Origin of the sequence: Actinoplanes sp. L3-i22, from assembly GCF_019704555.1 — a bacterium.
Classification (GTDB): domain Bacteria; phylum Actinomycetota; class Actinomycetes; order Mycobacteriales; family Micromonosporaceae; genus Actinoplanes.
The window spans coordinates 10,466,001-10,480,941 of sequence record NZ_AP024745.1 but is presented as its reverse complement, the minus strand read 5'-3'; the positions used below and the strand labels follow the sequence as shown (position 1 = coordinate 10,480,941).

Sequence of the window (14,941 nt, the reverse complement as noted above, 5' to 3'; positions counted from 1 at the left end):
CGCGAAGGCGAAGCCCGCGAAAGCGAAGCCCGCGAAAGCGAAGCTTGCGGAAAGGCGCGGAAAGCGGAAGGCGGAGGGCGCGGAGCGGTGAGGGCGCGGAAAGGTGGAGGTCAGTGGGGGCGGAGCGCGGCCGGGGCGTGCGCCGGGACCGCGGGGGAGTCCGGCGCCACCGGCTCGACCCGCGCATAGGCCTCGCCGAGCGCCGGCCGCCCGTCCGGCCCGCCCTTGTTGGGCCACAGCGACATGGCCCGCTCCGCCATCGCGGTGATCGTCAGCGACGGGTTGACCCCGAGGTTCGCCGGCACCGCCGACCCGTCGACCACGTGCAGCCCCGGATATCCGAAGACCCGGTGGTACGGATCGATCACCCCGGTCTCCGCGGACGCCCCGATCGTCGCCCCGCCGAGGATGTGCGCGGTCATCGGGATGTTGAACACGTCGCCGACCGTGCCACCGGGGAAGCCGTCGATCCGCTTCGCGATCCGGCGAACCGCTTCGTGGCCCACCGGAATCCAGGTCGGGTTCGGGTCGCCGTGCCCGGGCAGCGTCGTCAGCCGGCCGCGGCGGGTCCGCCGTACCGTGAGGGAATTGTCCAGAGTCTGCATCACGAGCGCGATGATCGTCCGCTCGCTCCACCTCCGGACCGAGAGCGAGTACGCCAGTACGAGCGGCTGCCGCACGCAGTTGAGCAGGAACTTCAGCGGCCGGGGCAGCCGTCCGCCGCCGTCCACGAGCAGCGTCGAGAGCAGCCCCATCGCGTTGCTGCCGGGCCCGTAGCGGACCGGTTCGATGTGCGTGGTCGGGTCCGGATGGAACGACGAGGTGATCGCCACGCCCTTGCTGAACGGCTCGGCCGGCACCTTCTTGGTCTCCGCGCCGAGCAAGGCTTCGGAGTTCGTCCTGGTCAGCGCGCCGAGCCGGGCGGAGAGCCGGGGCAGCACGCCGGTGTCGCGCATGGCGTGCAGGAGGCGCTGGGTGCCGAGCGCGCCGGCCGAGAGGATGACCTGGCCGGCGGTGTACGTGCCGTCCCGGGTCTCGATCCGCCAGCGCTCGCCGTCCGGCCGGATCGCGGTGACCTCGGTGTCCGGGTGGACCGTGGCGCCCTTGGACTCGGCGAGGTAGAGGTAGTTCACGTCGAGCCGGTTCTTCGCGCCGATCTTGCAGCCGATCATGCAGTTGCCGCATTCGACGCAGCCGGTGCGGTCCGGCCCGGCGCCGCCGAAGTAGGGATCCGGAACGGTCTTGCCCGGTTCCCCGAAGAAGACCCCGACCGGCGTACGGCGGAACGTGTGCCCCACCCCCATGTCCTCGGCCACCTGCTTGATCACCACATCGGACGGCGTCATCGTCGGCTGCTCGGTCACGCCGAGCATCCGGGACGCCTGGTCGTAGTGCGGCGCGAGCTCGCCGGCCCAGTCGGTGATGCCGGCCCAGTGCGGGTCGGCGAAGAACGGCGCGGGCGGCTGGTAGAGCGTGTTGGCGTAGACCAGCGAGCCGCCGCCGACCCTGGCCGCGGACAGCACCATGATGTCCTTGAGCAGGGTGATCCGCTGGATGCCGCGCATGCCGAGCTTGGGCGCCCAGAGGAAGTTCTTCAGGTCCCAGGACGTCTTCGGCAGCGTCTCGGGGGTGAAGCGACGGCCGGCCTCGAGCACGCCGACCCGGTAGCCCTTCTCGGTCAGGCGCAGTGCGCTGACGCTGCCGCCGAAGCCGCTGCCCACGATCACGATGTCGTAATCCGTCATCGGGTTACCTAAGCATTACTCGCCGGTAACCGCTAGAGGTGGAAATCAGCGCCGGTAGATGGTCATGGAATATCCGACTTGGTCAATTTCGGTGCTGGTGTCAAGCAGTGCCCGGAGTCGGACCGAGGCGAGCGCCACCCGGGAATCGGAGACCACGATGATCCCGTGGACCTGATCGGGCGGGACGCTGTAGGGGTCCGCGCCCCTGATCCCGTAATAGGCCGGCACGCCGCTGCCCTTGTAGATCAGCCAGAGCTTCTCGCCCGGGTAGTCGGCCCGCAGCTTCTGATCGAGCCGGGCCAGGTCCTGTCCCCAGTCGACGTTCGAGTCGTGCAGGTTGCGGTGCGTGTTCGCGGTCCCGCCGAAGGCCTCGTTCGAGTACGGCAGGTAGTACGGGAACGTCCGCAGCGAGCTGACCGCCACGAACAGGACCAGCAGCGCGGTCGTCACCTGGACCCAGCGCACCCGGATCAGCGCGACCGTCCCGGCGGCGACGGCGAGGAACATCGGCAGGAAGATCGCGTACCGGCTGCCGTAGTCACGGGACCCCGTCATCGCGACGACCAGCAGCAGCGCGGAGACGGGCAGCAGGTAGAGCGCGGCCGCCCGCAGCCGCGGGATGAAGATCATGGTGAGCGCGCCGGCGGCCCACAGCGCGAGCATCCCCAGCGGCGTCTTGATCAGCACCGCGGCCGGCAGGTAGAACCACAGGTTGCCCTTGTAGGCGTGGCCCAGCAGGAAGCCGTTGTAGGTGCGCAGTTCCAGCTTGAACTGCAGCAACATGCCGTCCCGGTACGCCTGTGGGAACGGCAGCCAGTCGACGGCGAGCCCCTTGAGCCCGCCCGGTTTCGGCAGGTTCGGCGGCGTCGTCCAGCGCAGATGCGGATCCACGATCAGGTAGACGACCCACACCACCGCGACGGCGATGATCCCCACCCCGAGGGCGGCGCCGGCACTCGCAAGAAGGCGCCGTCGCATCGACAAAACCGGCATTTCGCCGGCAAGATCAGGTGGCTGAGCCGGGCGGGCACGTTGCGTCTGCCACATGGACCAGGCCGCCAAAAGAACCAGCAGGGGTACGGCCGGAAGCGCGCTCGCCCGGGTCGCCAGCGCCGCCCCGAGCGCCGCCCCGGCCAGCGGCAGGTAGAGATACGGCCGGGTCCGACCCCGCCACGCGCACCAGAACGCGGTCAGCAGCATCCCGGCCGCCGGCACGTCCAGCGTCGCCAGCGACCCGTGCGCGATCACGTCCGGGGAGAACGCGTAGAGCGCCAGCGCGACCAGCCCGCCCACCGCCCCGGCCACGTCCCGCGCGAACGCCAGCACCACCAGCCCGAACAACAGCGTCAGCAGGATCATCGGCAGCCGGGCGGCGAACAGCAGCCGGCCCGGGTTGTTCCCGCTCTCGTAGAGCAGGTTCCGCCCGAGCGCCGACTGGCTCCCCGGGTACGCCGGGTCCAACTCGTGCGCGCCGCCGAACGCCAGCCCGGTCGCCATGATCAGCTTGCCGAGCGGCGGGTGCTCGTAGTTGTACCGCAGGCTGTGCTGCTGGGTGTAGACCTCGGCGGTGGCCAGGTAGACCGGCTCGTCGATGGTCGGCGTCTGCTGCATCGCCGTGGTCACCATGGCGAACGCCATCTGCCCGAGCATCGCGACGACAGCGAGCAGGTACAACAGGCGTCGTCGCGGCATCGGGCAAAGATAGCCGGAAGGATCAGCCGGTGTACTCGCCCGGTGGGGTGGCGTCCGGGTCGGCGTGCTTGGCCACCTCGGCGGCCCGCAGCTCGACCCGGCGGATCTTGCCGGAGATCGTCTTGGGCAGCTCGGCGAATTCCAGGCGGCGGATCCGGGCGTACGGCGGCATGTGCTCCCGCGCGTGCGCGAAGATCGCCGCCGCGGTCTCCCCGTCGGCCGCCCACCCCTGGGCCAGCAGCACGTACGCCTTCGGCACGGCCAGCCGGACCGGGTCGGGCGACGGCACCACCGCGGCCTCCACCACCGCGTCGTGCTCGATCAGCACGCTCTCCAGCTCGAACGGCGAGATCCGGTAGTCGGACGCCTTGAACACGTCGTCGGTCCGCCCGACGTACGTGATGTAGCCGTCGGCGTCCCGCGAGGCTACGTCCCCGGTGTGGTAGTACCCGTCGACCATCCGCTCGGCGGTCAGCTCCGGGTCGCCGTGGTAGCCGACCATCAGCCCGACCGGCCGCGGCTCCATGGCGACGCAGATCTCGCCCTCCTCGGCCGGCTCGCCGGTGATCGGGTCGAGCAGCGCGATGGTGAACCCGGGAACCGGCCGCCCCATCGAGCCCGACTTGACCGGCTGCCCGGGGGAGTTGGCGATCTGCACGGACGTCTCGGTCTGCCCGAACCCGTCCCGGATCGTCACCCCCCACTTCGCCGCGACCTGCTCGATCACCTCGGGGTTGAGCGGCTCCCCGGCGCCGACCGCGACCCGGGGCGGCGTCTTCAGCTCGGTCAGGTCGGCCTGGATCAGCATCCGCCAGACGGTCGGCGGCGCGCAGAAGCTGGTCACCCCGCAGCGCTGCATCTCGGCCATCAGCCGGCCGGCGTCGAACCGGGTGTAGTTGTAGATGAACACGCAGGCCTGCGCGTTCCACGGGGCGAAGACGTTGCTCCAGGCGTGCTTGGCCCAGCCCGGCGAGGAGATGTTCAGGTGTACGTCGCCGGGTTGCAGGCCGATCCAGTACATCGTCGAGAGATGGCCCACCGGGTACGACACGTGGGTGTGCTCGACCAGCTTGGGCTGCGCCGTGGTGCCCGAGGTGAAGTAGAGCAGCAGCGTCTCGTCGGCCCGGGTCGGCCCGTCCGGCCGGAACTCGGGGCTCGCCTCGTACGCCGAATGGAAGTTTTTCCAGCCCTCGGCGGGACCGACCGCGATCCGGGTGACCGCCGGATCGACCTCGTCGAACTTGCCGGCCGCCGCACCCGTCGCGATCACGTGCCGGGCGCCGCCGCGGGCCACCCGGGCGGCCGCGTCGGCCGGGCCGAGCAGCGGGGTGGCCGGGATCAGCACCGCGCCCAGCTTGATCCCGGCGAGCACGGTGTCCCAGAGCTCGACCTGGTTGCCGAGCATCACCACGATCCGGTCGCCGCGGCGCACGCCCTGCCCACGCAGCCAGTTGGCCACCCGGTTCGATCGCTCGGCCATCTCGGCGAAGGAGAGGCGCTGCTCGCGCCCGTCCTCCTCGACGATCCAGAGCGCGGGGGCGTCGTTGCCGGCGGCGATCACGTCGAACCAGTCCAGCGCCCAGTTGAACTCGTCGAGCTCGGGCCAGGCGAAATTCTCGTACGCGACGGGGTAGTCCTCGCGATGAGCGAGCAGGAAGTCTCGTGCCTGCCGGAACGCGTCAGCCATGGGAGTCAGTCTGCTCCGCGCGGCCGGAGGTCGCCAGCGGGTCGCTCAGACTCCGCCGGCGACGTACTGGTCGTGCTGCTCCCGGGCCGCCGCGAGCCGCGCCGGGTGCCGCTTCGTCGCCTGGTACAGCCGGATGATCACGATGAGCTCGAAGAGCAGCATCAACGCGCCGGACAGGATCGTGACCGGGAAGATCAGGCCGGTCAGCGGGCCGAGGATGTAGACGAACATCTCGTACTCGATGCCGCTGAACAGGTGGGTGCGGATCCGGTTGCGCTTGAGCCAGGCGCCGACCCTGCCCTTGGCCGACCGGGGCAGCTCGTCGCCGGGCTCGGCCATGTCCCGCGCCGGGGCCGGGTGCTGCTCGACCGGGGACCGTAGTGCGTCGATCTCGTCGGTCATCCCGCGGCGGACCTTGGCGACCTGGCTGCCGTTGAGGTAGCGGATCAGATCCAGGAAGATCGCGACACCCATCAACCAGAGGTACGCGTCGTCGTGGTGCCGGGCGTACTGCCCGCCGAACAGGGTCAGCGCGCAGAAGAAGACCCGGACCCGGTCGAGCACGAAGTCCAGCCACTGGCCGAAGACCGTGCCGGTCCCGTTCAGCCGGGCGATCTTGCCGTCCATGCAGTCGACCACGAAGCTCAGGTGGAACAGCACCGCCCCGATGATCAGCGACCGCGGGGAGCCCTCGGCGAAGCCGACCATCGCCCCGGCGCCGATCACGGTGGCGATCAGGGTCAGCACGTTCGGCGTGATCCAGCGGTACGGCGCGACCAGCCGGACCAGGCGGGATGCCAGCGGGTCGACCAGCAGGACGGTCCACCAGGCGTCGATCGGCTTGTACGTGCGTTCTCGGATCTCTTCCAGTGACACTCTCACGGGCGGCACCCTAGACCCCAATGTTAGGAAAATGCCCGATTTATCCTGTGTTTCCACTAAGAATCAGCCGTTTTCCTTCAGCCCCAACCGGGCGTGCAGCGCCCGCAGCGGTCGCGGCGCCCACCAGTTCCACCGTCCGGCCAGTCGCATGAACGCCGGCACCAGGATCGGCCGGACCAGCAGCGCGTCCAGGATGATCGCCAGGCTGGCGCAGAGGCCGAAGAACTGGATCAGCGACACGCCCGAGGAGAGCATCGCCAGGAACGACACCGACAGGATGCCGGCCGCCGCGCTGATCACCCGGACGCTCTTCGACATCCCCTCGACCACCGCGGTGTGCAGGTCGGCGCCGTGCTCGCGGCGCTCGATGATCCGGGACAGCACGAACACCTCGTAGTCCATCGACAGCCCGAACGCCACGCAGAACAGCAGCACCGGGATGGCCACCGCGAGCGGCGCCCCGGTCTGCCCGAGCACCGCGGAGAGGTGGCCGTCCTGGAAGATCCAGACCGCCACGCCGAACACCGCGCTCATCGTCAGCGTGTTCAGCAGCAGCGCCTTGATCGGCAGCAGCACGCTGCCGGTCAGCAGGAAGAGCAGCACGAACGTGCTGACCGAGATCAGGATCGCGGCGATCGGCAGTCGTGAGCCGATCGAGCCGGTGATGTCCACCAGCTGCGCGCCCGGCCCGGTGACCAGCACCGGGACCTCGGCCGGGACCGGCACCGAGCGGACCGCGCGGGCCAGGTCGGCGCCCTGGTCGGAGTACGGCTCGACGTCGCTGACCACCGAGAACCAGGTCGCGTCGCCGCCGGTGAAGCGCGGGTCGGGGCGCTTCGGCACGACCACGATCACGCCGTGCTGGTACGTGCCGACCAGGCTGTCCACCCGGGTCACGCCGGGCACGTCGGAGAGCCGCGCGGCGTAGTCGGCGACCCGGATCCGGGCGTCCGTCCCGCTGCCCCAGTGCTCGGCGACCACCACGGTCGCGCCGCTGCCGGTGTCCGCGAACTGGTTGCGCAGCGCGTCCGCCACCACCCGGCTCTCCGCCTCGCGCGGCAGCACCCGGTCGTCGGCCACGCCGAAGCGCACGTGGAAGAAGGGCAAGGCGAGAAAAATCAAGATCAAGATCACCGGCGCGGCCGTACGGATGGGACGCCGCAACACGAAATCAGCGAGCCGCGCCCAGAACGTCGACTCGGCCCGCGGCTTCCACAGCGACCATTTGTCGATCCGGTGCCCGAGCAGCGCCAGCAGCGCCGGCAGCACCAGCATCGCGGCGCCGACCGTGGTCACCACCACGGCGATCCCGGCGAAGGCGAACGAGCGCAGGAAGTACTGCGGGAACACCAGCAGGCTGCACAGCGCCACGGCCACCGTCGCGGCGCTGAACACGATGGTCCGCCCGGCGGTCCGCATGGTGTTGGCGATCGCCGTCTCGGTGTCCGGCGTGCGCGGCCGCTCCTCCCGGTACCGGGAGACGAACAGCAGGCTGTAGTCGACCGCCAGCCCCAGCCCCAGCGCGGTGGCCATGTTGACCGAGAACACCGACACGTCGGTGATCGCGGCCAGCAGCCGCAGCGTGCCGAGCGTGCTGACGATCGAGAAGATGCCGATCAGCAGCGGCGCCCCGGCCGCCCCGACCGTCCCGAAGACCAGCAGCAACAGCACCAGGGTGATCGGGATGGCGATCGACTCGGCGGTGGCCAGGTCCTTGGTGACCTGGTCGTTGATGTCGTTGTTGATCTGGGTGAAGCCGCCGAACTCGACCCGGACCGGCCCGGAGTCCAGGGCGAGCTCGTCGTGCAGCACGGCGACCCGGTCCGCGCTGGTGTCGTCGTCGCCGTCCACGTGGACCAGCACCATGCCCTGGTCGTGCCCCCGGCCGGCGAGCTGCGGCGGCCCGCCGGTCCAGTAGGAGCCGGCCACGGTCACCGCGGGATCCGCGGCCAGCCGCTGGATGACCTTCTGCGCCACGGCCCGGGTGTCCGGGTCGTCGACGCTCCCGCCGGGCTTGGCGATCAGCACCACCAGGTTCGGGTCGGCGGCTCTGAAGTGCTCGGCGATCACCTGCCGGCCGCGTACCGAATCGGAGTCCGGATCGTCGAACCCGCCGGTCTTCAACGCGCTCACCACGTCGCCGCTGAAGGCCACGGCCAGCCCGGCCAGCAGCAGGGCGACGAGCAGGACGAGCTTGGGGTGGCGGGCGGTGAGCCGGACCACCGGCCCGGGGGCGACGTGGACGTCACCCTCGGGCCGGGGGCGGGCCGGTGCGAGAGAGGTCATCTAGGGCGCTGCTTTCAGGCTGGCTGCGGCACGCGGGCCGGATCGAGGAACCGGGCGCACAGGTCCACGGTCGTCTCGATGTCCTCGTTGCTGTGCTCGGCGGTGATGAAGAAGCGCAGGCGGGCCAGCTTCTCCTTGACCGCCGGGTACATGATCGGGTTCGCGCTGACCCCGTTCTTGAGCAACATGTCCGCCAGCTTCAACGCCTTCACCGAGTCACCGGTGATGCACGGGATGACCGGAGTTCCGGAGCTCGGCCCGGTGTCCAGCCCGGCCTGCTTGGCCAGCCGCAGGAACGTCGCGGCCCGGTCGTGCAGCACCTTCAGCCGCTGCGGCTCCTCGCGGAGGATGTGCACGGCGGCCAGCGCGGCGGCCGCGTTCATCGGGCTCATCCCGGCGCTGAAGATGAAGCCGGGCAGCGTGTACCGCAGGTACTCGATCAGCTCGTGCTTCCCGGCGATGTAGCCACCGCAGCTGGCCAGCGACTTGGACAGGGTGCCCATCCAGATGTCCACGTCGCCGCGGTCCACCCCGAAGTGCTCGCCGACGCCGCCACCGCGGGCGCCGAGCACGCCGATGCTGTGCGCCTCGTCGACCATCAGCAGCGCGCCGTGCTTCTTCTTCAGCGCGATCAGGGCCGGCAGGTCACAGATGTCGCCGTCCATGCTGTAGACGCCCTCGACGATGACCAGCACCCGGCGGTAGCGGTCCCGGATCCGGGTCAGCAGCGCGTCCAGCGAGGCCAGGTCCTGGTGCGGGAACGGCTGGCGGTTCGCCCCGGAGAGCCGGCAGCCCTGCAGGATGCTGTCGTGCGCGAGCGCGTCGTGCACGATCAGGTCCTCCGGGCCGACCATGTGCCCGATGATCCCGACGTTCGTCGAGTGCCCGCCGAGCAGCGAGATCGCGTCCTCGGCGCCGACCAGGGCGGCCAGGCTGCGGTCCAGCTCGTCGTGCAGGGCCCGGTTGCCGGAGAGGATCCGGGCGGCCGAGACCGAGGAGCCGTAGCGCTCGACCGCCTCCTTCACCGCGTAGTTGACCATCGGGTGCCCGGACAGGCCCAGGTAGTTGTAGCTGGAGAAGGAGATCAGCTGCCGGCCGTGCACCGAGGTCCGGGCGTTGATCACGCTGTCGTGCACGATGTAGTACGGGTTGGCCACCCCGACCCGCTCCAGGATGTTGCCGCGCGACTCGAACTGGACCAGCTCGGGCAGCTTGGTCACGTCCGCGACCTCGGGCCGGCGGCTGTCGGTCCGCGGGACCAGCGACTGCTCCACCTCGGCGGCCGGGGCCGGCGCGGCGAGCGGGGCCGGCGCGGTGCCGCCCAGGGCCTGCGCCAGCAGCGTGGTCAGCTCCCGCACGGTGGCGATGCCGAACACCTGCTCGGGCGCCAGGTCCAGGTCCGGCCAGCGGCGCTTGGACGCGGCGATCAACTCGGCCGTCATGATCGAGTCGAAGCCGAGGTCGGTCGCGAACGTCTGCTCCGGGCGGACCATGTCGGCCGGGTAGGCGCTGATCTTGCCGACCATCGCGGCGACCTCGGCCACCACCTCGGCGTACAGCTGGTGGTCCGCGGCCCGGGCCGGGGCGGCGACGGGTGCGGCGGCCGGCTTCTGCGCCGGGACCGAGACCCGGGTCGCGGGCGGCGCCGCGATCTCCGGCTTGGCCGGCGCGGGCGGGGTCGCCACGACGGCCGGAAGCGCCGGCGCGGCGGGGCTCACCGGGGCGTCCGGCAGGGCGCCCGGCTCGGCGCCGATGCCCCGAAGGACCGCAAGCTGCTCGCGCATCAGGGAGATGACGTCGTTCACCGGGATCTGCTCTCCGTTCCTGGTTACGGCGGCCGGCAGCGCTTCGCGCTCCGGAGTTACGGGGGGAGGTACGTGACGAGTTTCACTTGTGCGGACAAAACGGGCCGGTGCTGCGCCCGGAGCGGTCCGGCGGATCGAGTAGTGCTGGGTGGCCAGCGGTGACGGCGGCAGCGTGACCAGCGGAACGCCCAGCCCCTCGAAGAGTGGCGTGAGATCCACCGGAGCCCCCGCCACGGCCAGCCGGCCCAGCCCTTCGAGCAGTGCGTAGCCCTCGTCCGGCTCGGCCGGCATCAGGGCGATCGAGTCCATCCCGCGCGCCGACGGCGTCTGCGCGGCCATCCCGAGCAGCGCGTCCCCGGCCGAGACCTGGACCAGGATCTTCGCGCCGGCCGCGACCGCCGCGTCCACCGCGTCCCGGAACAGCACCGGCGCCGAGCCCTGCCGGCTCCACAGCGCGCGCAGCGTCTCCGGGTCGGCCGCGGCCGCCGGGTCCACGCTGGACACGAACGTGCGGATCGGCTTGCGGACCGGCAGCCGGTCCACCTGGGTGGCGACCCGGGTGTCGACCTCGGCCATCAGCGGCGAGTGGAACGCGTGCGACACGCGCAGCGGCACCACCGGCACGTCCCGGTCCCGGCACCGCTCCACCAGCTTGCCGACCGCGGCCTCGTGCCCGCTCGCGACGATCTGGGTGGGGTGGTTGTAACAGCCCGCCCAGACCCCCTCGATACCGGCCCGCAGCTGCTCGAACCCGGCCGCGTCGATCCGGACCGCCGCCATCGTTCCGGCAGCCGGCTCCTTGCCCGAGGTGACCGCGGCGCCCCGCTCGATCAGGAACTCGATGCCGTCGTCCGGGGTCAGCGCCCCGGCCGCGACCGCCGCCGCCAGCTCGCCGACGCTGTGCCCGAGGGTCACCTGCGGGGTCACCCCGAGGTCGGCGAGCAGCTGGGTCATCCCGATCCCGGCGACGCCGAGACCCGGCTGGCAGATCCGGGTGGCGCTGACCTTCTCCTCGTCGCCCGGTCCGGGCGTGTCGCAGAGCAGGTCGGTGACCGGTGCGCCGGTGCGCTCGTCGACCCGGTCGGCGAGCGGCCGGACGTGCTCGGCCAGCGCCGGGAAGCGGGCGACCAGGTCCCGCAGCACGCCGGGGCGCAGCGAGCCCTGGCCCGGGTAGAGGAAGGCCAGCGAGCGCTGTTCCGGGGCGAGCGGGGTGACGCTCGCGTACAGGCCGGCGGCCAGCCGTCCGGTGTGCCCGGCGGCCAGCTCCCGGGACGCCGTCGCGAGTCGCTCGGCCAGCTCGGCCCGGGTCCGGCACATCACCGCGAGCCGGGCGTTGAGCAGGGTGCGGCTGGCGGTCGTGCGGGCCACGGCGGCCGGGGTCAAGGCCGCGTCCGCGGCGATCAAACCCGACAACCTTTCCGCGTACGACGTCAGCAGCTCCCCGTTGTCCGCGGAGATCAGCACCACCCAGGGGCGGTCCGCGTCGTCGCCGTCGTCCTCCGGTTCGGGCGCCTCGCTGAGCACGGCGTGCACGTTCGTACCGCCGAACCCGAACGAGCTGACGCCGGCCCGGCGCCGGTCGTCGGCCGGCTGCGCCCACGGCGTCGGCTCGGTCGCGATCGACAGACCGGACTCCACCAGCGGCAGTTCGGCGTGCGGGTCCATGGTCGCCGGCTGCGGCGGGACCGTGCGGTGGTGCAGGGCGAGCGCGGTCCGCAGCACCCCGGCCGCGCCGGCCGCGGGCAGCGTGTGCCCGATGGTGGCCTTGCCGGACGACAGGTAGCAGGGCCGGTCCGCGGACTTGGCCCGCAGCCGGCGGATCGCCTCGATCTCCACCTTGTCGCCGACCGTGGTGCCGGTGCCGTGCGCCTCCAGGAAGTCGATCGCGCCCGGCTCGACGCGCGCGTCCCGGTAGGCGGCCCGCATGGCCTGCTCCTGGCCCTCCGCCTTCGGGGTCATCGGCCCGGCGCCCTTGCCGTCGTTGGCCGTGCCGATGCCGTTGAGCACCGCGTAGATGCGGTCGCCCGCCTCCAGCGCGTCGTCCAGCGGCCGGAGCACCGCGAGGGATCCGCCCTCGCCGAGCACGAAGCCGTCGGCCCGGTTGTCGAACGGCCGGCACAGCCCGGCCGGCGACAGCGCGCCCACCCGGGAGAAGCCGACCAGCGCGTTCGGGGTGAGGTTGACGAACACCCCGCCGACCAGGGCCGCGCTGCACGAGCCGGTGCGCAGGTGGTTGACCGCCTCGTGCATGGCCACCAGCGCGGACGAGCAGGCGGCGTCCACCGCGAACGACGGGCCGCCCAGGTCGAGCAGCTCGCTGACGGTGGCCGGCGCCATGTTGAGCAGGGAGCCGGCCATCGAGAACGACTGCGGCGGGTCGATCGCCGCCTTCGCCGCCTCGGCGATCGCCGCGAGCAGCTCGGGATCATTGGCATTGGGGGACAGCGACCCGTCCGCCAGCATGCTGGCGGTGAGCCGGGCCCCGACCATGTCCTTGTAGTCGGCCGTGCTCAGGCCGACGAAGACACCGGTGGTCGACCGGTCGAACGGACGCCGCTCCCAGCCCGCGTCCTGAACGGCCTCGCGGGCCAGGTCGACGAGCAGGCGGTGCTGCGGATCCATGGCTTTGGCACGCCGCGGTGGGATGCGGTGGTGCAGGGCGGCGAACTTCTCGACCTCGTCAAGAAAGGCCACCCGGTCGGTGTACGTCGCATGGGTGTCACGGAAGTTCGTGGAATAGAACGTCTCATGATTCCAGCGCCCCGACGGTACGGGCCGGAATTGATGAGCGGCGGCCAGCGAGTTCGCCCAGAACTCGACCACGTCGCGCGCCCCCGGAAAACGGCAGGATAGGCCGACGATGGCAATGTCCAATGATGTTCCCCATGCTTGCGTGCCTGAATGTCCGCCGGAAGACGGCCAGGAAAGCGCAGGACAAGCCGATGGATGTCGTCGGCAGATGCGCTTCCGCAGAGGCTAACGCACGAGAAGCCGAAAGGATGATGGACAACCGGCTCGGCGTTTCACGAGACCTGTTGCGGCTTCCTCGCAAAAGTTAGAACAGCACGGGGTCGAGCCGTGTGATCTACGACTCCGGGTCATCCGTTCGCATTACCCACGTGTCGCGGCTTTCCCGGCTCGCGCGTTGTCCTCCATGCAGGTCAGGGAGGATCTTCGTCACCCGTGAGTGTGTCGATTTGGGAAAAACGCCCGCTTCGCCTAGTTTTGTGCGCCATGAAGCAAACGACCCTCCGATGGCTTGCCGCAGTCGCGGTTCTGGCCGGCCTTGCCGCCTCCAGCCCTGCTCAGGCCGCCCCCACCGCACCGCGTTTCGGTCCCGTCCGGATGAACGCGACCGCCTACTACGGCACGCTCGACGTCATCGCTCGCGAGACGCTCGGGCTCAAGGCCCACTTCACGACGTGGGACGGTCACCCGGTGGCCGGCCTGCCGATCCAGTTCACCACCACCGGTGAGCGCTTCCCGCTCTGCGAGGCGACCACCGACTTCGGTGGCTGGGCCGAGTGCAAGAACGGGCCCGTCCCGCCGCCCGTCTCGCTGGCGAACCTGCTCGTCAACGGGTACGACGCGGTCTGGCTGGGCAACCGGCGGTTCGCTCCGGTGAGCGCGCACAACAACATCGGGATCGGCTGACGCCGTACCCCCGAATTGTTTTCATGAATGCGGCCGTGGGGCGCGCGCCGAGCGCGCCCCCGGGCGGCCTTGTTTTCCGGATTTTGTTTCATGATCTGTCGGCACGCAGTTCCGCGCCGACCTCGTGCAAATGGCTCAGGGCCTGCTTGTAGGAATCGATCAGACCGGTCATCTCGTAGGGGACGCCGATCTCCGCGCAGTATTCCCGCACGATCGGCTGCGCCTTCGGCAGATTGGGTGTCGGCATCGCCGGGAAAAGGTGGTGCTCGATCTGATAGTTCAGCCCGCCGAGCGCCACGTCGGTCAGGAACCCGCCCCGCACATTGCGTGAGGTCAGCACCTGCTTGCGCAGATAGTCCTCGGTTCCGTCCGGGTGCGGCATGCCCTTGTGATTGGGCGCGAAGGTCATTCCCAGATAAACCCCGAAAAGCGCCTGGTGTACGACGAGGAACGCCAGCGCCTGCAGCGGGGTCAGCACCAGCAGCAGCGCCGCCGCGTAGCCGAGGAAGTGCGCGCCGAGCAGGACCGACTCCAGCCCGCGCTGCTTCACCGTCCCGTTGCGCAGCGCGCGGACGCTGTCCCGCTTCAGCGAGAGACCCAGCAGGGTGAGCAGCGGGAAGAACAGCCAGGCCTGGTGTCTGACCAGGAATCCCTTGCCGCGGGCCTGCTCCGGCGACCAGACCAGCACGCCCGGCCCGACGTCCGGATCGAGGTCGTCGTGATTCGGATTGGCGTGATGCTTGGTGTGCTTGTCCATCCAATACCCGTAGGACATCCCGATCGCCAGGTTGCCGGCCAGCAGACCGGCCCGCGAGCTCGGCCGGTTGGTGCGGAAGACCTGCCGGTGCGCGAGATCGTGCGCGACGAGCGCGACCTGCGCGAACACCACGGCCAGGAAGGCCGCCACGGCGAGCGTCCACCAGGACGCGCCGACCAGGAAGAACGCCGCCCAGCCGCCGACCAGCGCGAGCGCGGCCAGACCCAGGCGCACGGCGTAGTAGCCGGGCCGGCGGCGCAGCAGACCGGCCGCGTTGATCCGTCGGTTCAACTCCGCGAAATCACTTCCGGCGGCCCGCGGCCGCTCCGTCATGGTCGTCATACCGGTCGAGCCTTCCGGTTCGGCGCCCTCCGGTCAGCAGTGCAGGCACCCGAACCGGGGTAGTGCTGGCACTACCGACAAGCGTGCGGTG

Annotated in this window: 8 protein-coding genes; 1 reads left to right on the top strand and 7 read right to left on the bottom strand. The window is 70.8% G+C overall.

Features of this window, described 5'->3' with window-relative positions; all coding sequences use genetic code 11:
- Nucleotides 1-110: 110 nt before the first annotated feature.
- The 6 genes from L3i22_RS46355 to L3i22_RS46330 form a co-directional block, all read right to left on the bottom strand.
- The gene (locus L3i22_RS46355; protein ID WP_221323773.1) at nucleotides 111-1,745 is read right to left on the bottom strand and encodes a GMC oxidoreductase; all 1,635 of its coding nucleotides are present in this window, start codon (nucleotides 1,743-1,745) and stop codon (nucleotides 111-113) included.
- A 45-nt stretch (nucleotides 1,746-1,790) separates the two neighbouring features.
- Nucleotides 1,791-3,437 carry a glycosyltransferase family 39 protein gene (locus tag L3i22_RS46350; RefSeq protein ID WP_221323772.1) on the bottom strand — a complete coding sequence of 549 codons (1,647 nt, stop codon included), beginning with the start codon at nucleotides 3,435-3,437 and terminating at the stop codon, nucleotides 1,791-1,793.
- Nucleotides 3,438-3,459: 22 nt separating this feature from the next.
- Nucleotides 3,460-5,124, bottom strand: a complete 1,665-nt coding sequence (locus L3i22_RS46345) for an AMP-binding protein (RefSeq protein ID WP_304523446.1) — start codon at nucleotides 5,122-5,124, stop codon at nucleotides 3,460-3,462.
- Between the two features lie 45 nt (nucleotides 5,125-5,169).
- Complete coding sequence (locus L3i22_RS46340) at nucleotides 5,170-6,006, bottom strand: CDP-alcohol phosphatidyltransferase family protein (RefSeq protein ID WP_221323771.1); 837 nt, start codon at nucleotides 6,004-6,006, stop codon at nucleotides 5,170-5,172.
- 63 nt (nucleotides 6,007-6,069) lie between these two features.
- A complete protein-coding gene (locus tag L3i22_RS46335; protein ID WP_221323770.1) occupies nucleotides 6,070-8,292 on the bottom strand; it encodes an MMPL family transporter in 2,223 nt (740 codons plus the stop codon).
- Nucleotides 8,293-8,306: 14 nt separating this feature from the next.
- Nucleotides 8,307-12,971: a type I polyketide synthase gene (locus L3i22_RS46330; protein WP_255657666.1), complete on the bottom strand. Its 4,665-nt coding sequence runs from the start codon at nucleotides 12,969-12,971 to the stop codon at nucleotides 8,307-8,309.
- A 360-nt stretch (nucleotides 12,972-13,331) separates the two neighbouring features.
- On the opposite strand from L3i22_RS46330, the gene L3i22_RS46325 reads away from it, so the two are divergent.
- Nucleotides 13,332-13,751 (top strand): hypothetical protein, encoded by a 420-nt coding sequence (locus L3i22_RS46325; protein ID WP_221323769.1) that lies wholly within the window; start codon nucleotides 13,332-13,334, stop codon nucleotides 13,749-13,751.
- Nucleotides 13,752-13,839: 88 nt separating this feature from the next.
- Here the strand turns inward: L3i22_RS46325 and L3i22_RS46320 are convergent, their stop codons facing one another.
- Nucleotides 13,840-14,850 carry an acyl-CoA desaturase gene (locus L3i22_RS46320; RefSeq protein WP_221323768.1) on the bottom strand — a complete coding sequence of 337 codons (1,011 nt, stop codon included), beginning with the start codon at nucleotides 14,848-14,850 and terminating at the stop codon, nucleotides 13,840-13,842.
- Nucleotides 14,851-14,941: the final 91 nt, after the last annotated feature.